At 42.4% G+C, this 21,806-nt stretch carries 9 protein-coding genes; 1 reads left to right on the forward strand and 8 read right to left on the reverse strand.

Features of this window, described 5'->3' with window-relative positions; all coding sequences use genetic code 11:
* Position 1: 1 nt before the first annotated feature.
* From FLL45_RS17130 to modA, 4 genes are all read right to left on the reverse strand, one after another.
* The gene (locus tag FLL45_RS17130; protein WP_142943302.1) at positions 2-7,147 is read right to left on the reverse strand and encodes a PAS domain S-box protein; all 7,146 of its coding nucleotides are present in this window, start codon (positions 7,145-7,147) and stop codon (positions 2-4) included.
* Positions 7,148-7,238: 91 nt separating this feature from the next.
* Entirely contained in the window at positions 7,239-8,333 is a 1,095-nt protein-coding gene (gene modC / locus FLL45_RS17135) for a molybdenum ABC transporter ATP-binding protein (protein WP_185964519.1), read from the reverse strand.
* A 2-nt stretch (positions 8,334-8,335) separates the two neighbouring features.
* A complete protein-coding gene (modB, locus tag FLL45_RS17140) occupies positions 8,336-9,064 on the reverse strand; it encodes a molybdate ABC transporter permease subunit (protein WP_142943304.1) in 729 nt (242 codons plus the stop codon).
* The gene (gene modA / locus FLL45_RS17145; RefSeq protein ID WP_142943305.1) at positions 9,054-10,022 is read right to left on the reverse strand and encodes a molybdate ABC transporter substrate-binding protein; all 969 of its coding nucleotides are present in this window, start codon (positions 10,020-10,022) and stop codon (positions 9,054-9,056) included. Before modA ends, modB begins: the two co-directional genes overlap by 11 nt.
* 163 nt (positions 10,023-10,185) lie before the next feature.
* Between modA and FLL45_RS17150 the strand changes: the two genes are divergently transcribed.
* Positions 10,186-11,094, forward strand: a complete 909-nt coding sequence (locus tag FLL45_RS17150) for a GGDEF domain-containing response regulator (RefSeq protein ID WP_142943306.1) — start codon at positions 10,186-10,188, stop codon at positions 11,092-11,094.
* 100 nt (positions 11,095-11,194) lie between these two features.
* On the opposite strand, the gene FLL45_RS17155 is transcribed toward FLL45_RS17150, so the two are convergent.
* The 4 genes from FLL45_RS17155 to FLL45_RS17170 form a co-directional block, all read right to left on the reverse strand.
* Complete coding sequence (locus tag FLL45_RS17155) at positions 11,195-15,634, reverse strand: hybrid sensor histidine kinase/response regulator (RefSeq protein ID WP_142943307.1); 4,440 nt, start codon at positions 15,632-15,634, stop codon at positions 11,195-11,197.
* Between the two features lie 19 nt (positions 15,635-15,653).
* A complete protein-coding gene (locus tag FLL45_RS17160; RefSeq protein WP_142943308.1) occupies positions 15,654-16,193 on the reverse strand; it encodes a response regulator in 540 nt (179 codons plus the stop codon).
* Positions 16,194-16,244: 51 nt separating this feature from the next.
* A complete protein-coding gene (locus tag FLL45_RS17165) occupies positions 16,245-19,214 on the reverse strand; it encodes an ATP-binding protein (protein ID WP_142943309.1) in 2,970 nt (989 codons plus the stop codon).
* 237 nt (positions 19,215-19,451) lie between these two features.
* Entirely contained in the window at positions 19,452-21,698 is a 2,247-nt protein-coding gene (locus FLL45_RS17170) for an ATP-binding protein (protein ID WP_142943310.1), read from the reverse strand.
* Positions 21,699-21,806 lie beyond the last annotated feature (108 nt).

A 21,806-nucleotide genomic window follows, 5' to 3' on the forward strand; every position in this document is an offset into this window, starting at 1 on the left:
CTTAAGCTTGAAGCGTTTCTAGTACCTGGTCGTAATCAAACGTTTCAAGCTGCTCCACCAATTTCTTCAAGGTTGCGTTGTCAAAATGATCCTTTCCACTGGCCTTAAATTCAGCGATAAGCTCGACCGGTATAAGCTCGCTATTAGAAAGCAAAGCAACAATTTCCTGCTTCACTAAATTAAAGTCGCGTCCTTTTTCGACGGACAACAAGGAATCATTACTTTTAAGGATTGCGTTAGCATCTTTTTTAGCGTAACCCAGCAGCGTTTTTAACTTCTCCAATTTTTCCGGATTCACTTTGCCGGTGTTAGCAATATCAGATTCTATTGCTAAAGCGATCTCGTAAACCGTATCCATTCCCAAGCTACCACAAGTTCCTTTTTGAGAATGTGCAACACGTTTGATGAAGTCAATATCTGAGGATTCGATCGCTTCTTGTAGCTCAACAATCGCGCCATCTAGCTGAGAAACAAACACCGATAGCGCTCGCAAATATGCTTTGGGTAAATTAGCGATACTTGGTTTTTTCTTCGCAAAATCTATCGTCACCAACTGCTCTGGTAGCGTGAGTTTGTCCAATGACGGTTTTCTGGGAGACGACTGTTTGGGTTCAGTTTCACTTTTATTGGCTTCAGTCTTTTGCAAGTCGATCAGGTTGCTTTCTTCAGTACTCACTAACGCTTCCGCTGAAACTCCGCGCGAAATTTTACGCTTCGCGATTTTCTTCGCCCACTTTCTCAGTGTTTTGATAAAAAAGGACTCTTCAACTGGCTTAGGGATATAATCATACATTCCAAATGCAAAACATTTCTCCTTGTCGCCTTGCATTGTGTGGGCAGTCATCGCAAGAATGGGCACGTCGTGATACCGCTCACCCGCTTCACCACCGCGAACTCTCGCGGTCGCATGGTAACCATCGAGAACCGGCATTTGGCAATCCATCAAGACAAGTTTAAATGGGTTGTCCGTTGGGGACTCAATGAGTCGGTCGATAGCATCTCGACCATTAACCGCCACCTCACAACCGAGTCCATTTTGCTGCAACATTTCCTTAGCCACGATACGATTAACTTCATTGTCATCAACCAATAAAATTTTAAAATCGGCCGGCCACTGATAAACTTCTTCTGGCTCATCCAACTTATCATCGCAAGTTTGGTTAGTCGCCTTTTCACTAGGCGTGTCGTTTAGTACCTCGCTTACTGTTTCCAGTAGTTCAAAAGAGGTAAATGGTTTGGTGATAAAACCGGATATACCAATCTGTTCACTATCCAACTCTTTCTCTTGATCTTGAAGTTCTGTCATCAAGAGTAGTTTGATTTTCGAGTGAGGAAACTCTTCTTTAAAGTCTTGACAAAAAGCGCGCGCGTAAAGGGAGTCCTGAAGATCAACAATTATCAAATCAAAGACTTCACCGTTTGACGCTTCGCAAAGCGCAAGTGCATCTTCACTCGATGAAGCAGAGGTTACTGCCCCGCCCCAGTATTTTAAGTTCTTAAAAAAGACTTCGCGACTCGTTTGGTTATCATCAAGGATAAGGATATGAAATGGACTAATGTCGATTTTTGGTGCTAACGGACTCGAGGATTTGCTCGATTCAAGCCGGATATTAAAATCAAAACAAGACCCTTTTCCAAGCTCACTTTTTACGTGAATTCCGCCCCCCATAATTTCACTTAATTGCTTACATATTGCTAAGCCCAGCCCGGTTCCTCCATAGTGTCTTGTTGTCGAGGCATCGACCTGTGTGAATTGTTCAAAAAGCGAATCAATTTTTTCTTCCGGGATCCCAATGCCGGTATCCTCGACTTGGCAATAAAGTCTTAAATGACTATTTTCACTCTCTAGTTTGGCACGAATAACTATTTCACCTTGGTGGGTAAACTTAATGGCATTACCAACGAGGTTATTCAGAATCTGGCGCAATCTTCCAGGATCACCTTTCACCATTGAATGAGCAATTTCAGTGGAATCGATAATCAGCTGAATCCCTCGCTCCCTGGCTTTGACGCCCATCGAGTGGGTAATTTCGCTAATAAGCTGGACCAGATCGAAATCAATATTTTCGAGTTCGAGTTTACCGGCTTCTACTTTTGAGAAATCCAAAATGTCATTGAGAATTGATAATAAAGACTGTGCACTATTTTGCGCAATATTCAGTTTCATTCTCTGGTCTGAAGTCAGTTGACTGTTAAGTAACAGTCCAAGCATTCCTAAGACGCCATTCATTGGAGTCCTAATTTCGTGGCTCATACTCGCCAAAAACTCACTCTTAATACGGCTCGCTTCAACCGCGGCATCTTTCGCAGCTAGAAGCTGTTTTTCCATTTTCTTTCTTTCAGTAATATCTAAAGAAACCCCGAGAATGCCAGAAACGCGATCGAGATCATTGGTGATAGGAATCTTGCTCGCCCAATAGTCATGCAGGGTGCCATCAGGATGAGGCGCTTGTTCCTCTAACTGAACCCCCTGCCCCGAATCCATCACTTCTTCATCAGACTGCATAAATGGCAAGGCAGTATTTTCGGGAAAAACTTCAGCATCAGTGCGACCAATAACCTCTGTTGCTGACAATCCGGTGTGAGTCTCGAAAGCCTCATTAATTAATTGATATTGACCTTCTCTGTTTTTGAGACACACAATAGCTGGAACGTTATCGACCACCATCTGTAACCTAGATTCTGTTTCACGACGTTCAATTTCGGCAATCTTTTGTTCAGTGATATCCATGATGAATCCATCAATGTAATCAACTTCACCTTCTTCATTTTTAATTATTTGTCCTTGGGTTAATACCCAGTGAGTCTGTTCCTGGTTATCGATAATTCTAAATTGCGTTTTAAAGGTGCCAGTTTTCTTAATCGAATCATTAATCGCATCATCCGCCCAAAGAATATCTTGAGGATGAATAATGCTGGTAAAGCTCCTTACCTTATTAAGAATAAAGTCGGTCGATGGATAACCGCAGATTGATTCGATGTAGTCCGACATGTATTCCATTGTCCAATCTTCATCAAGCTGACAGCGGAATACGGCCCCAGGAATATGATTAACTAAAGTCCGATAACGATACTCCTGAATTGATAATCGATTAAGGACCTTTTCGGTATCATGTTTAGCATCTAGGATGGCTTTTTCTGCGGCTTTCTGTTGAGTGAGGTCGGTATGTGTACCGACAAACCGGATAACCTCTCCGGTTTCTTGATCGCGAGCAACATAAGCACACGACAATACCGGCACCCAACGACCATCCTGATGCCGCATTCTAAACTCAAGACTGAATTCTTCTTGCTTTCCATCGACACAGGCTTGAATGTACTCAAAAGTTTTCTCGGCATCATCGGGATGACAAAGTTCGCCCCAAAGCTCAATATTGCTGTAAAGATCTTCTTCCGGATAACCGAGCATCCCGCGCCATCGTGCCGAATAAAAAGTTTCACCGGTTTTGTAATCCCAATCCCAAAGACCATCATTTGACCCTCGCAAAGCTAATTCAAATCGCTCTTCACTGATAGCAAGATCTTCTAATGCTTTTTCAGCTTTTTGCTTTTCTTTCTTAAGCTCTATTTCCGCGCGCTTGCGATTAGAAATATCCAAGCCGACGCCCAGCAACCCGGCTACTTGGTCACTTTCATCGGTCACAGGTACTTTAGTAATCAAAAAATCCCGCTTTTCGCCACTCGCATCCTGTACAACTTCTTCTTCTTGAACTCGCATTTTTGATTCGAGTGACTCCAAATGAGTCGGTTTAAAGACGCTTGAATCCAGCTCGCCAAACAGTCGCTCATCAGTTCGACCAATGGCGGTTACGGCAGGCACATCAGTCACTTTTTCCCAGGCTCGATTAACCAACAAATATTTGCCTTGGGGGTCTTTAAAAAAGATAACGGCAGGCACATTATCAATCACTAATTGGAGCCGTTGTTCACTCTTCGCTAAATCCAGCGTTCGTTGCTTTACTCGCTCTTCTAATTGATCTCTTGCTGCAATCAAACTTTGATTGGCACGGTTGCTCATCGCCAAAAGAAGTAACGTTAAAATAATGGAGACCGCCACCGTAATGCCTAAAATAGTAACTAAGGTTAATCGCGCGCTGTAATAAGCAGATAGCGCTTCTTCTTCATCAATTTCAGTGGTCAAACCGAAACCGAGATTTTCGTCCCATAACCATGCTCCGTAAACTTTAACACCGCGGTAATCGCGATAGCCGCGAGTGCTAAATCCAGACTCACCCCGAACAGCACTCTCAGCCATGTAAGTGAGGGGACTCTCTTGATTGAGGGCAAGCGGATTATCCGAGTAACTATCTGGTCCTGGGTCACTGACTCTTATGGATAAAATACTTTGCTCATCCGGCGCTAATAAACCCAGTGCCACCAATTCATGGACAAAACGACTATCACTTAACAGGCGGCCTTGATAATCAAAAGCGTAGGTTTCACCACTATTGCCCATTCGACCCAACTGATTAATCCGAGTGAAGTCGTAATGCGGATTTTGCCGCTGAGCGAGTACCGCGATCACATCATCGTTTGCATTGTAAATCGGCGCAATAAAAAACATCGTCGGCGGCTTGTCGCTCGCAGCGATATTAGCGGAGCCCGGAATCGCGACATCAGAAACCATTGGTGGCACAAAAACCGCTTGACCTTCGAAAGCGCGCGCTAATAATTCTGGACGGTGCTGATGAATTAAATTTACGCTTCCAATGTTTTCATCTCTCATTGAAGCAATACTGACACCATCATCTGCAATGACAAAAAAACCTGCATATTCATGCCGCAACGTAAAGTCCTTAAAGACATTACGGATACCTTGGAGTGATTGTCCCCGATCAACCTGACCTGTTGATTGATAAGACTCGACTTGCTCCTCAACTAACCACCGCAACTGTTGATTAGCTGCTAGCTCAGTGATTTTTTGCTGTTGATCTTCTACCCAGATATTCATCGCTTCATGGGTAGTCAAAAGAACGGTCTGCAGCGACTCTGCTGTGTCCGATTTAACTTGAAGCTTAATATTATTGAGTGCCCAGCCTCCCAAACCAAAAGCGAGTAAAATCAATAAACAGTTTGTCGCGATTGCAACTCGTTTACCTAAAGCTGAAGAAAATTGAAAGTTGCCTGTCTGTTTTGCTGGCGCAGTAAAAAACCGAAATAAGAAAATGGCGACAACAACACCAATAAAAAATACCAAGCCGATGGCAATCAATTCATCTCTTGCGAACAGTTGCTGTTTATCGTCAATACTATTTTTTAATTCTAATGAGTAACTCTCGGTTGCATCCAACCAGCGGGCATCAAGCCTTTTGATTTCTTCCTTGCTGATACTCGCCATCGCTTTTTCTAAAATAGGTACGAATTCTGGCCAATCTTTTCTCACAGCAAGGCGATAAGAATAATCCGTTCCTTCCGGACGAATGAAAGGCGACGCATGACTCAAGTTGTTTAATAGCAATTTTTGAATAAGGTAGTGTGCGACCGGTAACTCGAGAATCACACCATCTGCGCGACCGAAAGCCACGGCGAACAATGCTTGCTCATAATCGTTTACCGGAAGGAGCGTAATATCTGAGTATTGAGCGGTAACTAAACCATATGCCGCATCTCCGGGAACCGCGGCAATCGTTTTTCCTCGCATACTTTCCAGTCCGTCAGAAACTTCCTCGCCTTTGCGAGTCACAATAGAGTTGACTGAATCTTTATAGCCGCGGGTAAAATGTAAAAATTGCTCGCGCTCTTTAGGAACGTTAAATAAACTATGCGCCAAATCGATTTCTTTATTCTTTAACTTTTCAAGTAACTCAGAAAAACTGCCTTGGACAAACTCAATTTGAATACCAAGCTTTTCTGCGATGAGCTTTACATAATCGATCGAATACCCCTGCGACACATTGTTTTCAATGAAATCAAATGGCGCATAATCAGGCTCACTCATGACCCGAATAACTGGGTGCTGCTCGAGCCACTTCCTTTCTTCGGCTAGCAGCGGGATGCTTTCTGATAAGTTTCTCTCTCGGTTAGGTACCGAATGCTTCAAGCTGTAAATAAAGCCTGACCAGTCCAAATCACTGTAAGTAAAACCACTTTTGCGATAAGCATCGGCGATTTCTCGATATCGCTTCATCACTGTGGTACCCAGCGGAATTTCATCCGCGGATATGAGCGAAGCAGTCAGTCTTGCCTCATGAGACAGTTGTGGAAAAGCAAGCTGGCTGTCATACTTTTGCAAGATGAGTTGAATAATTTCGGCGGGATTATCGAGGGCATATTGCCACCCTTTAATTGACGCTCTAATCATCGCCTCAACCCGTTGCGGGTTCTCCTGAACTTCCGACTCAGAGGTGAATAAATTATCACCATAAAAGTCAATGCCATAATGTCTTGGGTTGACAACGGCGTGCTCAACCCCTTTAGACTTTAATTGCGATGGAAAAGTGGTGATGTGACCGACAAAAGCATCGATCTCTCGGTTGATAAATTGATCCGTTTTAAAGTCGTAAGGCACAACCTCAACGGTTGACAGTCCACCTAAAGACTCTTCTAACATACTGAGCACCGGAGCGTGATCACTATTACTCGGCTCAATCATTAGCTTTTTACCGCGTAAACTCCCTGGCAATTCGTTCGCTAACTCTCGTTGTGCTATCAAAACTAAAGGCGAATGCTGAAAGACTTGCTTAAGCAATACAACGGGCTTTCCCTTACTCCGCTCTAACAGCAACGAAGCATCCGAAACCCCATAGTCAGCCTCACCTTGAAGCACACCGTCGACTGCAGATATATCGAGCCGCTGGAGCTTGATTTCGACATCCAGACCTTCATCTTCAAAATACCCCTGTTGCTTGGCCGCATAGTACCCAGCAAACTGAAACCGATGAAACCATTTCAATTGCAGTGTTACTTTTTGCAATGACTTGTCTGCAGTATTGGATTGTTTGGACTGTGGCGTGAGTTGTTGCGTCGATCGCTCGCTTGACTGACCGGTTTGTTGTTCTATCTCGAGAGCAGACGTTTGAGCGCCTAGCTCGGAAGAGGCGATCAATGACAACCAGAGCAAGATGAGCAACGATTGAAGCCGCCGAAAGATGGCATAACACGGGGTCTGCTGCTTTGTTTTATCGAATAGCCAGCTTTGCAAATTCATTCAGAATGGCATAATTTATCAACTAAAATTCATAACCAAAGCATAGTCGATAAATCCTAAATTTCCATTGTAAAACAAATAGGTAGCTAAACTATTTTAGAATTGAGACAGCCTTAATTTGCGCAAAAACCACAGAACCAGGGGCTAAACTTAACTGCTCGCAGGAATATTGAGAGATCAATGCTAATAGTTCGGACTGGGCGAGGCTTAATTTGACTAAACAATGACCACAGTGAGCAAGTTGCTCTATGGTGACAACCGACGCCTTGAAAATATTGAGGATGCTTGAGTCTTGCGACCGAGATAAAGCCAGACTGACATCTTTCGCATCAATGTGAAGCCTTGCGGTTCGTCCTTGTTCAAGCGCTAAATCAGGCACCATAAATTGATCCCCATCCACATCTATCACCGAAAGCTTAAACTGATTGCAAGGATCGACAACCTGGCCAAAAAGGACAGAAAATGGTTGTTGCGCCTGATAAAACGGCGAGTCTTGCCTTGCCGCGACAGTCTCAATCGTGCCGTGGTATTGAATTTCACCCTGGTCCATAACAATCACATAATCAGCTAACCGTGATATCTCACTGGCACTGTGACTCACGTAAATCATGGGTTGATCGGCCTGTTGTTTTAATTGGTCTAAGTGGGACAATATCTTGTCTTTATTCAAAGAGTCCAAGGAGGCGAGCGGTTCATCCATTATAAGCAGTTGTGGGTTTAGAAAGAGCGCTCGTCCTATCGCAACCCGCTGCGCTTCTCCACCGGATAATTCCGCCGGCCTCGAAGTCAACAATGGTTCAAGACCTAACAAACTGATGACATCGCGACATTGTTTTTCATCGAGTGCTTGTGCAGCTCGCTTGCGCCCAAAGTTTAGATTTTCCGCGACAGTTAAATGCGCCAAAAGCCCACCATCCTGAAACACAAAACCCACCGAACGCTCATGAGGTCTTACAAACATCTTATCGTTTTGCCAGACCTGATCACCGATAGTGACTTCGCCATAAGAGGCTTTTTCCAAACCTGCTAAACATCGCAATAGCGTGGTTTTACCACACCCCGAAGGGCCATATATTGCAACCACACCTTTTAGGGGTACTTTAAAATCAACCGCGAGTTTAAAACTGGCATATTCAAGTTGTACTTTAGCTTCAAGTTGGGTCGCGTTAAATTCAGATGCACTCAATATTAGAATCCCAGTGTTTTCGAGTTTGCTATTGTTTTCGATTTAGCTAATGGTTTTGATTGAGATAATGAACTACGGTTAGTCGAATAAACGATTGCCAACACGACAAAGGAAAATATCAGCATAATGCCTGATAGCCAGTGCGCTTGAAGATAATTCAATGACTCAACATGATCATAAATTTGCACAGATACAACCTTGGTCTCACCGGGTATATTGCCGCCCACCATTAACACGACACCGAACTCACCGACCGTATGAGCAAACCCAAGAATTGATGCCGTAATAAAGCCGCGCTTAGCTTGGGGCATGACAACACTGACGAAAGTATCCAGTTTAGAAGCTCCCAGGGTTGCCGCTACCTCTAATGGCTTATCACCAATAGCTTCAATTGCGTTTTGAATGGGTTGCACCACAAAAGGCAAGGAATAAAGCATAGAGGCAATGACCAAGCCCCAAAAAGTAAATGCGAGAGTCCCGATACCCAGCCATTGGGTTAATTCACCGATCGGTCCATTGGGCCCCATCGCTACCAGTAAGTAAAATCCTAATACACTGGGTGGAAGAATAAGCGGCATAGCGACAATGGCATTTATAGGTCCTCGCAACCAGCTTGAAGTACGTGCTAACCACCAAGCCAATGGCGTGCCAAAGACCATTAAAAGAACGGTTGTAGTGAATGCAATTTTAACCGTTAACCATATGGTGACTAGGTCTGACTCAGTTAACATGAGCGATCACCTCGCTAAGCTCGTACCCAAACGAGCGAATAATGTGTTTGCCTGTTGTGGACTTTACAAAATTTAAAAAGTCATTCGCAGCCGCTCTTTTGTTGCTGCCGTTGAGTACCACTGCATCTTGGGCAATAGGTTGATGCAAATCACTCGGAACAACCCAATAGGCACCCTGCAGATTTTCTTCAAGCGAAATTACTTGTGCTAAAGCAACCAAACCGATTTGTGCATTCTGTGTAAAAACAAATTGAAAAGTTTGATTGATGTTCTCTCCCATCACGATACGTGTGCTCAGTCGGTCATAGAGCTGAAGCTCCTCTAGAAATTCTCTGGCCGCCACACCATAGGGTGCTAATTGTGGATTTGCCATAGCCAGTTTGTTGTATTTCCCTTTGGATAAATAGTGGCTATCAGGGTGAACAGCTGAATTTCTGGACCAAACCACCAACCGACCAATTGCATAGGTATAACGGTGTTTAGGATCAGCTAAGCCGATCTTGAGCAAGCGTTCAACTTTGTCTTGATCGGCAGAGAAAAACAAGTCAAATGGAGCCCCATTAACAATCTGCGCAAAGAGTTTGCCCGAAGAGCCCGTGATTAAATTAACCTTATGAGCAGATGAAAGCTCATACTCAGCGACAATCTGCTTCATTGGCTGTAGAAAATTCGAAGCCACCGCGACGTTCAGTCTCTCGGCCGATACCGAGAAGCTTGCGAATAACAAAACCATGACAATCAACCTGACGCTTGAAAACATACTGATATTACTTCCTGAATCATTTCCCAGAATACTGGCCTTAATATCGGCCCGATTATCGGTTCTATCGCCAAAACGACTATCGTTAAAGTGATGAGTGCCATGATTGAGTGTGTATTGTGAAATTGGGATGCTTAATTTCTCCCAATTCCACAACGCTCCCAGTTCCGCGGCTCTCCCAATTCCACAAATGCCCAAATTCCGAAACTCAATAGGCTCGCTTATGCGATTCGCTTGACACCTTATCTTAAGCACTTTTCGTTTGCAAAACTATCGTGGATAGAATAAGTCATTAATTTATCAGCAACTATTTGAATCTCCTGCTAAACTTTCAGGTAAAGTATTAAATAATCTATTTGAAATGACTACCACGCTTGTCGTAGAAGACAGTCCTGCCATGAGAGCCCTCACTTGCGATATTATCGAGAATATCGGTTTTAAAACGATTGCGGCTGAAAGTGGCGAAGAAGCTTTAGATTTATTTCAAAAACACCCTATCGACCTAGTGGTGCTCGATGTCGGCTTACCCGGTATTGATGGCTTTGAAACTTGTCGAAAGATGCGCCAGGTTAGAGAAGACTGGTTTCCAGTGGTCTATTTGAGCGCTTCGAGTAGTGACGAATATGTCATTGAAGGACTGGAAGCTGGTGGCGACGCTTATGTTAACAAGCCAGTGAACACCAATGTTCTTCAGTCTATCGTCAGAGCGATGGGGCGTATCTCGGACATGAAGAATAAGCTCGCAGCAGCCAACGCCCAATTAGAACAGCTGGCCAGTATCGACGGTTTAACCCAAATCCCCAACAGGCGAAGCTTTGACGACGCGCTCGAAAGGTATTGGCGACAAGCGCAACGCAATAAAACTGACTTAGGGCTCTTGCTAATCGATGTTGATCACTTTAAACCCTACAATGATAACTACGGACATCTCCAAGGCGACGATACCCTACAACAAGTTGCGAAACGGTTAAAATCCAAATTACTAAGACCGTTTGATATGTGTGCTCGCTACGGCGGCGAAGAGTTTGCGGTTTTATTACCAGAGGTCAACCGCGAAGGTACGCTGTTTGTCGCTAAACGTTTGCTAAAAGCCATACAAACACTAGCAATTCCGCATGAATACTCAACAACAAGTGATCATATAACTGCGAGCATTGGTATCGCATTTGCACAGTCAACCGATTCAACAGACCAGCTGATCAAAAATGCTGACAAAGCGCTTTACCAAGCAAAAGAAGCCGGCAGAAATCAACTCAAAGTTTTCGAATAATTAGCCCTCAATTAAAAGTCCTATTATGCGTCGAGTGCTAATGATATTTGCGACGTTCCCGAATATAGAAAAGCGATGGAGTGGGTTTTATTGTGATTAATTATTCACTCAGGTGAGCATCAACATAAGCGACAATCTCTTCTAATGTCGCGATAACCGCTTGTGACAGCGAGGTAATTTTTTCTTCCTCCCCCAGCTTCGCAAATTTTTCTAAAGACTCACAGAGTTCACCTAACTGAGTCGCGCCTATAGCTTTTGCCGAAGACTTTAGCTTATGCGCTAACGCGCTAATTTCGCTATCAGAAAGAGGTGAACTGGGGCCTAGCTTCGCAACTTCAGGTTGACTTTGTTGGATAAACCTTTTGATAAAACGCTGATGAAGGCTAGGCTCTTCTCCAAGATAAAGCGTGAGTTTTTCAAAGTCGATTGGCCCAGGCGGTAATTGACGCAAGTCTGAAGCAAGCTCTGACTCATTTGGCGCTGCAACCTGGTTATTAGCTTTACCGTCGCGGCTTTTACTCTTATCCCCCTCATTACTGAGCGCTGCAGAGTCACTAGACTCTTTGTTTTGAGAAGTTAGGTTTTGAGAATTTAAGTTTTGAGAGGATGATTTTTTCGCGTTTAAGTTATTAGGATTAAAACTTTTTAGACTCACGTTCTCGGTTAATGAGCGCTTTGGAAGCCAACGTTGCAAAACACTTTTCATTCGTTGAAGTTCAATCGGCTTGGTGACAAAATCATCCATGCCTGCAGCAATACAGTTCTCCGCTTCTCCTTGCATCGCGTTCGCAGTCACAGCAATAATTATCGAGCGTTCATCGGTTGCGTTCTGTCGCTTACGTACTTCTCGTGTAAATTCAAACCCATCCATTATCGGCATATGACAATCGGTAAATATTAACCCGAATTGATACTGGTTCATAAGGCTCAAGGCCGCTTGTCCATTATCCGCAATCAAAGCGACATAGCCGAATAAATTCAGTTGGCGAGACAATACTTCTTGGTTATTAATATTGTCTTCGACAATCAAAACAAGTGTTTTGTCTTTTTCTGCTTCTTCGACTGATGGTAGCGAAGCTGGTGATAATTCTTGTTCGTTCGACTGCTCTTCTGTATCTAATAACTGACCACTGACTATCGCGATTTTTCTCATTAAGTTGTCAACCGAATAGGGGTTAGACTCAGCAAATATCAGCTTGGCTTCATTTAGATGGTTCAAACTAGGCTGTTGACTATGAGGCTCTTGCTGATTATCACTGATGACTAAAATATTTTGAGACTGTGAGTGCTTAAAGTCCGAAATTTTTAAGTGCTTATCAAGATTAACAAGCATTGCCGATTCAAATAAAACCACTAAATCGATTTTCTTTTTAAGCATCAACGTTGACGTGTTGACAGCAAAGTTAACCGATTCAAACTCAATATTATTTTCTTGTAGCTCGACTTCAAAGTATCGCTGTTTATTGTTATTTTTGCCGATAACCAGTAGATTGAGATCATCTAATTTTAGTTCCCTTGAGGATTCTCGTCTTTCTTCAACTCGCGAAATCGGTATATCGAGGAAAAAGCTAGTTCCCTCGCCAAGTTTACTTTTACAACTGATTCGTCCCTGCATTAATTCAGTCAGCGCTAAACAAATAGATAGACCAAGCCCGGTTCCGCCAAACTTTCGGTGAGTACTATCGTCAGCTTGTGTAAATGGCTTAAACAAATTAGTCACTTGTTGTTCACTCATGCCAATACCATTATCTGACACGGTTAATCTTACAAAATCGCTATCTTCTGGATTCAACGAAACAAGCACTTGAATTTGTCCCTTTTTATCTGCTGTGCTACTCGTAAATTTGATTGCATTACCCAGTAAATTTAAGACGATCTGGCGCAACCTTGCCGGATCCCCAAGCATCAACAATGAAGCGGAAGGCTCAACAAAGCAAATCAATTCAACGTCTTTTGCTCTCACTTGTTCGGCGAGCAACTCCGCGGAGCTGTCAATAATGGGTCGCCATCGGAATGGAATGGATTCGACGGTCATTTTGCCCGCTTCTACTTTTGAGAAATCCAAGACATCATTAATGATCTGTAGCAGCGCTACCGCAGAATTTTTAGCGACTATCGCTAAATGCGACTGATCTTTATCTAATGTCGACTGTTGTAGTAGATCGAGCATCCCCACAACGCCGTTCATTGGTGTTCGAATTTCATGACTCATTGTGGCTAAAAAGCGTGACTTGGCTTCACTCGCTGCTTCAGCTTCAACCCGTGCTTTCTCAAGTTTCTTTTGCGATTCTTCTAATTCTCTCGCCGCTTTTTCTGCCTTTTTCTTTTGTTGCTCTACATCCTGCATAATGCTGAGCGCCGCTCGACGAGAGTTATCCAACGCGATATTTTGCTTTTCTTGCTCTCTTTGTTGTTGCTTGAAGTCGGTGATATCTCGCGCAATTCCAAGCATTTTTATCGGCTCGCCGTCCTCATTTCTTTCTACTTCCGCATCAACACTTAATACCCTATCATTCTGACCTTCGATAATAATTCGAAACTCGGCCTGAAAGTTTTCATATTGAAATAATGCTTTTTTTCGTTGATCGAGAAACGAAAATCGATCTTCAGAATGGACACGGCTTATGACTTGCTCAAAAGTCACCGGATTGCGGCGAGTCTTCATTCCCATTAATTCAAACATTTCTGTCGAGTAGACATATAAATCCGTTTCTAAATCCCACTCCCAACTGCCTAATTTGGCGATTCGCTCAGCATCTTCCAAAAGCTTTCGGCTTTTCATTAATGCAACTTCCGCTCGCTTGCGTTCAGTGATGTCATCCATAATTGCGAGAAAGTGGCCTACTTCCCCATTTCTATCTTTGACGGGTGTCACTAAAATGGATTGCCATCGAGTCTGTCCTCTGGCTGAAGCATGACAAATTTCACCTTCCCAGGGCTCGCCGTTGACTACCGATTTCCATAAATCTTTATCATTACTTTTTGAGGAAATTTCGAACGCTAAAGTTTTGACATTTTTACCGATTAAGTTGGCCTTTTCTATCAGCGCCAATTCGCAAAAAGCCGGGTTTGCATATTCAATAAAACCGCTTGTATCCGCTATTAGAACCGAGGCCACACTTTGCTCCACAGCTCCTTTCAGCTGTAGTAATTTGTCTTCCATTAAATGTACTTTCGACAAATTTGTCACCATCGCTGAAAAGAATGCTTCTTCGGCAATAGAATGGCGACTGATTAAAACATGCGCGGGGAAGTCATGGTTATTAATATCAAAGACATTAATTTGTGGAAAAGTAAATACCGTTTTACGGCTAACTGATTTTTTCCATCGTTTAAAATCTTGAGTATCAATGGTCGGCATAAAAAAACTTATATCATTATCTCGTGCGTCGATTTCGCTACAGGCAAAAACTTTTTCTGCAGCACGATTAAGTGACTTTACTTGGCCATTCTCAGCAAAGGTGATTATTGCGGTTGAGGCAAACTGAATCATCGAACCTAACTCTTTGCTTGCGGTATCAATGGTTCTTCGAGAAACATTGTACATATTCACTCCGATGATACCGATTACCGTACAAAGTAATGCAATCAAAATAAATTGAATGGTGAACATTGATGTAACCGGCAAAGCAAATCGATTTATTTCACTTTCCGCGATTTCCGCAGCAATACCGATCCCGAGTGATTCATTCCAAAGCCAAGCACCAACCACTTTGGTATCACGAAAACTCTGGTAACTATTCTCGATAACTCCCTGTCCCTTGCGCATTGCTTTGAGTGCCATCTGGTTGAGCGGTGTTTGTCCCTGTTGAGATTTTGACGGTACTCTCAGCTCTGTGTTTAATACTTTATTATTGCCAGTAAACACAAAGTTACTGGGAGTGATGATTCTTGCATTTTTATCAAATAAAAAGGTATCCAATGAGTCGAAAATAGAATGAGCTTTTACGGCTTGATAGAAGTCAGTGAGTTCCGCGGACTGAACCACTAACCTAAGTGACTCGGTGTTTTTCTCGGTTTTGATGGTGACACCAAATGAGATATTTCCTTGGCTACTTTTGACCGGTGGCACAAAAATATCGTCACCTTGCGCAAGCCGGTAAACTTTCTCTGGATAGTCCAAAAAAAAGTTTATCTTTTTATTGACCGATTCTTGATTCGTCGAGAAGACGACGGTTCCGTCTTTAGATATGATATAAGCGTTTGTGTAGCTTAACTCTTTGACGAGTTGTTTAATCAACTCATTGACCTGTTCGGGATCAATAACAGTGTCGGTCGCTTGAAAGAGCTCATGAAACCGATGGTGAACTAACCAAAGGTTTAATCGCTGTAACTTTTGCGGCACCCAATAATCATTTACGCGAGTATTTATCGCCTCAGTTATCGAGGTTAACGAACGTAATGCTACTCGTTTATCATACTCACTGGTGGTTGTAAGGCTATGCCAGGCGTATCCTCCTGCAATAAGCAAAAAAACAAGCAGGACAAGTAAAACCCTGTTTAGAGACTGACGAATGACCCGACTTGAATACTTTGCCATAACCTAAAGTAAATTAGCCCTAATCGACATGGGAATAAGGTTCTGCTCGGCCAAGTTCACGCGAAAGCTTGTTAACTTCCTTTTTAAGCTCTATCACTCTCATCTCTCTTTCCAACATAGTATCGTTAAAAGCCTTGAGCTCTCTTGCTTGGGTTTGCAAGGTTTTTCGCTGTTTTGCTAGTTGCAAATGAACGGTAACTCGTGCACGGAGTTCTTCCATGTTAATGGGCTTTGCTACGTAATCAACCGCGCCAATTTCAAATCCTTTGACTTTGTTAAATTCTTCATTCATTGCCGAGGCGAAAATTACCGGAATATCTCTTGTGGTTTCTTGTTGCTTTAAACGCTGACAAGTTTCATAACCATCCATCTCAGGCATATGAATATCTAATACAACTAAATCAGGCGGGTCTTCATTGACACTCGCCAATGCTTCCACACCATTCATTGCAACACGGATGTCGAAACCAAATTCGCTCAACATCGACTCCATAACCTGTAAATTGTTCGGGTTATCATCTGCAACTAAAATTATCGAATTATCTTTCTCTTCTACCATCTTACCGCCCTACTTTAGGATTTATAAACGCTGTTGTTTGCTCGATATTAGTTAGTATTTATTATATAAAGATTTTAGTTCTTTCAACTGGTAATTATCAATCATAACCTCAAAGGCATTCGCCACGTCAACATCGACTTGCTGTAAAGGTATAACCAGCTCTCTCAGGCGCGCTACTTGGCCCACCTTTAATGCCTTCTTCATTTCACTCCGAATTTCATCAGGAAGCAATATAAATTTATCTTCTAATAATCGTATTTCGTTTCTAAATTGCGACTCTTCTATTGTTTGTTGTTGATAAATAATCTTCAACTTCTGATGAGTGGCAATGAGTCTCAATAACGCATTTAAATCAATCGGCTTTTTTTGAACATGATTGGCACCGACTTCAATGATTTGGCTGACTTCCTCATCCATAGCCGATGCGGTAACAGCGATAATGAGTACCTTGTCACCACCGGATAGCGAGCGAATTTTTTTAGTTGCCTCAATGCCATCCATTTCAGGCATAACAACGTCCATTAATATGATAGCAGGTCGCTGACTCTTAAAAACCTCAACAGCTTGCCTACCATTACCTGCCTCAATAATAGGAAAACCCAGTGGTTTGAGCACTCGATTTAATAAATCTCTATTGATCGCGACATCGTCGACTAATAAAACACTCGGTAATGGTTGCTCCGACTGAAAACCGATGATATCAGTTGGTTTTCCTTGTTGCAGTATGTGTTGTGCTGTCGATTTGAGTAACCGGAGTTCTACCTTAAATTCACTCCCTTCACCTAACACACTCGCGACACTAATATCGCCTCCCATCAACTCGATAATTTTCTTACTAATGGCAAGCCCAAGTCCGGTCCCTTCTTGAACACCTCTCTCAGCCGTCTGGTTAAAAGGTTTAAATATTTTCGTTATATTCCGCTGACTGATTCCACTACCCGTGTCGCTAACGATAAACTTCAACTTAATACTCTCTAATGAATCTTCGATGAGGCTTACCTGGACTAAAATCTTTCCTTCTTGCGTAAACTTAATCGCATTATCGATTAGATTGACAAGCACTTGCTGAAGCTTACTTTGGTCACCGTAAACGTACTGAGATACCTCGTCATCAATCTGTAGAGCCAGTTCAAGCACGTCACTATGAATATCGGCTTTACAGGTCGCGACGATATCATGGAGTAACGAATGAAGATCAAAGTCGACCTCAGCCAAAGCAAGCTTACCGGACCTTACATTAGACATATCTAAAATACCATCAATAACGGTAAGCAAGTGTTTTCCACTGCGACTAACCGTTCGGATGATTGATAAATTATCTTCTGTCATCGAATTATCTCTTTGCAGTAGATCGGTATAGCCCAAAATCGCATTCAAAGGGGTGCGTATTTCATGGGACATATTGGCAAGAAATAAATTTTTAGACTGGCTTGCCGCACTCGCTAAACGCCGACTTTCTGCCAGTGCCTTCTGTAGTTTTTTATGCTCACTGATATTAATAATAATATCGACAATCAGGTGAGGCTTTTCATTTTTGTACAGGTAGAAAAATTTTTCTCTCGTTTGGTAAACTTTGCCCGTTCTTGATCGAAGCTCGAGATCACCAGACCATTCGCCGTTGGCCAATAGCCCTGGCATCACCTCTTGTTCTATCTTCTGCAATGCCCATGGCGCATAATAATCGCGCAAGTTGGCTTTATGCGATATATCATCGCCAGCTTCGCCTTTAGTCAGTTCCGTTAAGGCAGCGTTTTCATAAATAGTGATACCGTTGAGGTCTGCAATTCCGACGCCTATTTCTAGTGACTCAGAAAAAGATTTAAGGCCTTCTAAAAAGCGCTCAAATTGATCATTAATTGTGTTTTCTTGGGCGCTTCCGTCTCGCTCATGATCGCTAAAGATGACTTGAAATACGTTTGTGTTTGCCATATTAATGACTACAACAGAAACGTTAATGGCGCTTATCTCTCCGTCAAGTTTTGAAATTTCAGCGGTTAGCCTTATCGGTTTCGTTTCCAACGCCTCACGGTAAAGCCCATTAAAGCTCAATTGAGTCTTAGAACCGTCAGTTTTAAACAGTTTAATCAGCGCATCTGGCGGATGCTGAAATAACAAAGTTTGACTCGGCGAGCCAAATAATTTTAGCAACGCCTCGTTGCAAGCTAACCATTGACCTTCAACTAAAATGGCGGCTGCATCTTGAATTCCTGCAATTGCTTGCTTAACAACTTCCACGTGGTTGGACTGCTTGATTTGTGTCAGCGCAATTTCGTGTTTTTTAGGCCCGGAAAGACTCCTTAAACGTTGCGTGAGAATAAATAGAAAAAAAACTAAGGAAGCTATAACTAAGAACCCATAGGAGGTTAAAACAAGCGATCTTGTTACACTGGATTCTGACTCAATTACAATTGGTATATTCGCTTCGATTAACCCTACGGTATCACCAATCCTTAAACCTTGTGTATTTTGATTAGTCGCTAAAACATGGCATGTTACACACTCAGCGGTAAGCTTATCTGGAATGGCAACTTTAAGTATTTCCTTACTACCAATAACCACTAACTCTTGTCGATATTCCGAAGCCTTTCTAGCACTGTGTGAGCTATTAAATTGCTCCCAGGCGGACTGCAGAAACTCACTATTTTTGATAGCAGGGTTAAAACTATTGGTAAAATTTAAATTGCTCAAAACATTGACATGGATACCCTCACGGTTCCCTAGTAAATTGGATAGTGATACCGTTAGTTTATCGGACAAAGGCAAGCGACTACCAAGTGGTTTATCATGGTTAGTAATAGTTGGCTCATAACCTGGAGAAAGGATCGCATCGACTAAAACGGCTTTTCTTAGTTGCGATAATGATTGAGTATTTTTGATAATTGTTTGGATTTGTTGCTGTTTTTGTCTCTCAACAAGGTCGTGATTGATTATCTCGTAAACAATAACCAGCAGGCTCAAACTGCCAACAAGTAGGGCTAACAATTTCCATCTATTTCTGAAAAACTTCAGTTGTTTGGTCATCCTTTGCTCGGCCCTAAACAGCGTTTTCAATTAATGGAGGAAGAGAAAATATACTAGAACTCTTACTATCGAAACTTTTATTGCCGGTCTTTCTCTTTCTTACCGTTGCTTTCCTTTTGCTTTTTTCGTGGTCTATCTTTTTTTAATTCTCAACTATCGGCATTCATAAAAATACGAACGACATGCTAAGGATCATATTCACTGGTGAGCGCTATTATTAAAACAGCAAACTCCTTGTCAATCTGACGTGTTGTCTTCCGACACTTCATTAACAAAAACCAATTTCAGCTCTTTCAACATGAATTGCTTAACCATTGTTTCAAACTTTTTACCTTTAACTTCATCCCAGCCTTTCACACCAGTAACAAGTTTTCTCAAACTCGCAATGTTGCCTGATTTAACGCATTGGACAATGTCAGTTTTTAGCGCCTCTGGCATCTTATCTATGTCATCTCTGCTTAACACAGTGACTTTTCGAACTTTATTTTGAGCCGGAAGCGTCTTCGATAAGTCTTCAAGATAAATTAATTTTAGCTTGGTGTGCTTTGCCATAGTCATCAAAAGCTCATCAAGCTGGATTGGCTTTTGCAGCACGTCATTTGCACCGCATCGATAGATGTTTTGAATTTCGGCTTCCACAGCGCTGGCAGTAACACCAATGATGACGGTATTTTTTCCCCCGGGTAATTGTTTTATCTGCTTGGTTGCTTCAACGCCATTCAGCCTTGGCATTAGAATATCCATCAACACTATCTTCGGCTGATGCTTTTTGTATAGCTTGATTGCGTCTAAGCCATCCTGAGCCTCAACAATCGGAAATCCCATTGGACTGAGAATTTTATTCAGGAGTTCGCGATTACTTTGCTTGTCATCGACGATCATCACTAATGGAATCTCTTGCCCCTCAGCCAAGCCCGCCACCGGTCTAACTTTTATCGACTCTTTAATTTTATCAACACTTGAACGAAGTATTTTTATTTGGAAAGAGAACTGACTACCGGCACCTACTTCACTCGTCAACCAAATCTTACCCCCCATTAACCGAACAATTTGTTGACTGAGTGGCAGACCTAAACCAGTGCCACCAAGTTGAATCCCCATTTGCGCTTGAGAAAACGGATTGAAAATATCACTAAATCTTTCTTGAGGAATCCCAACACCTGTGTCTGACACTTCAAATTGGAGGGTAAACTCATCGGCTTCGAGCGAGTCGACAAAAACTTTCAATGCAATTGCACCGTGCTCTGTAAATTTGACGGAATTACTCAATAAATTTAACAGGACCTGACGAAGTTTAATTCTATCACCATAGACATAGCGAGGCAGATCTTCGCTGAACTCAATACTAAAGCTAATTTCTTTTTCTTCAGCCTGAGGCCGAATCGTTGACTCGATATCCGAAATCAGTTGGTAGAGTTCAAAATCATTACAAAGAATTTCCATTTGCTCAGCTTCGAGTTTAGACATGTCAAGCACATCATTAATCAACTCGAGGAGCTCATCACCACACTTATTGATCGTATCGGCAATATTTCTATTCTTTTCATTGAGGCTGGTATCTTTAGCCATCAACTGAGCATATCCTAATATCGCATTCATCGGTGTACGAATTTCATGCGACATATTAGCCAAAAATAAACTCTTTGCTTTGTTAGCCCCTTCGGCAACGTTTTTAGCTAACAGTAACTCACTCGTTCGCTCGTTTATCATTTTTTCTAGATTGGCGTTGAGTTCACGAATTTCTTCTTCTACGCGATGTTGTTGTTGATCTTTTTTCTCAATTTCATCCATCATGAAATTGAAAGTGTCAGTAAGCTCACCAATTTCATCGGACTGGCGATTTTTAACTCGGATTGAGTAATCTTTTCGGTCTGCGATTTCATGGGTACGCGAAGCTAGGTGACGAACCGGCCCAACGATTTTTCGCGAGAAAATAATAGAAACTAAGAGCGCTAAAATAGCGACAGTAACAAATGCCATTAAGGACATCGACAGAGACTCTGTCCAGTAACGATTTAACTCACTGGTATCGTAAAGTAAACGAACACTTCCAACCACATCGTTATCAAGAGAAATGGGTCTTACAACCTCAATGAAGTTATCTGTAATAACTTGGCTTGAACGAGAGATTTCCGAATTAACAGGAAGCTGGAGCGATTCTTTCAGTGCTAAGAAGTTTTCAAGTTTGCCACTTTCTTCATTAACTTTACTCACCAAAATCGACAGAACTAAGGGCTCGTTGACCAATGTCGCTAATTGGGTCTCTAATAGCTCAGCATTATCTAATATAATTAAACCCGCACTTCGACCAGCGATGAACTCAGTTTTCGACACCGCTAAGTTGAGAACATTATCTTCCATATTTCGCTGGTTATAACTCATCAGAAAGATTTCGACGCTCAAAATCGCGAATAGGGCGACCGTAATCGTGAAAACAACGATTGTTCTCTGAATTCCACCGAGTTTGAAGACTTTCTCAAGCACTACTTACACCTAGCCAACTTTAGTCACCTTTCTGTCATTCCTACAACACTACCATATCTCATATATAGATAAAACGCTCTATTGGATAAAATATAACCGCCATCACAG

Source organism: Aliikangiella marina (assembly GCF_007004765.1).
GTDB lineage: Bacteria > Pseudomonadota > Gammaproteobacteria > Enterobacterales > Kangiellaceae > Aliikangiella > Aliikangiella marina.

Excerpts from the sequence above, each read along its gene's own strand:
- FLL45_RS17130 (WP_142943302.1), bottom strand. The coding sequence starts at position 7,147 with ATGAATTTGCAAAGCTGGCTATTCGATAAAACAAAGCAGCAGACCCCG.
- modB (WP_142943304.1), bottom strand. The coding sequence starts at position 9,064 with ATGTTAACTGAGTCAGACCTAGTCACCATATGGTTAACGGTTAAAATT.
- FLL45_RS17150 (WP_142943306.1), top strand. The coding sequence starts at position 10,186 with ATGACTACCACGCTTGTCGTAGAAGACAGTCCTGCCATGAGAGCCCTC.
- FLL45_RS17155 (WP_142943307.1), bottom strand. The coding sequence starts at position 15,634 with ATGGCAAAGTATTCAAGTCGGGTCATTCGTCAGTCTCTAAACAGGGTT.
- FLL45_RS17160 (WP_142943308.1), bottom strand. The coding sequence starts at position 16,193 with ATGGTAGAAGAGAAAGATAATTCGATAATTTTAGTTGCAGATGATAAC.
- FLL45_RS17165 (WP_142943309.1), bottom strand. The coding sequence starts at position 19,214 with ATGACCAAACAACTGAAGTTTTTCAGAAATAGATGGAAATTGTTAGCC.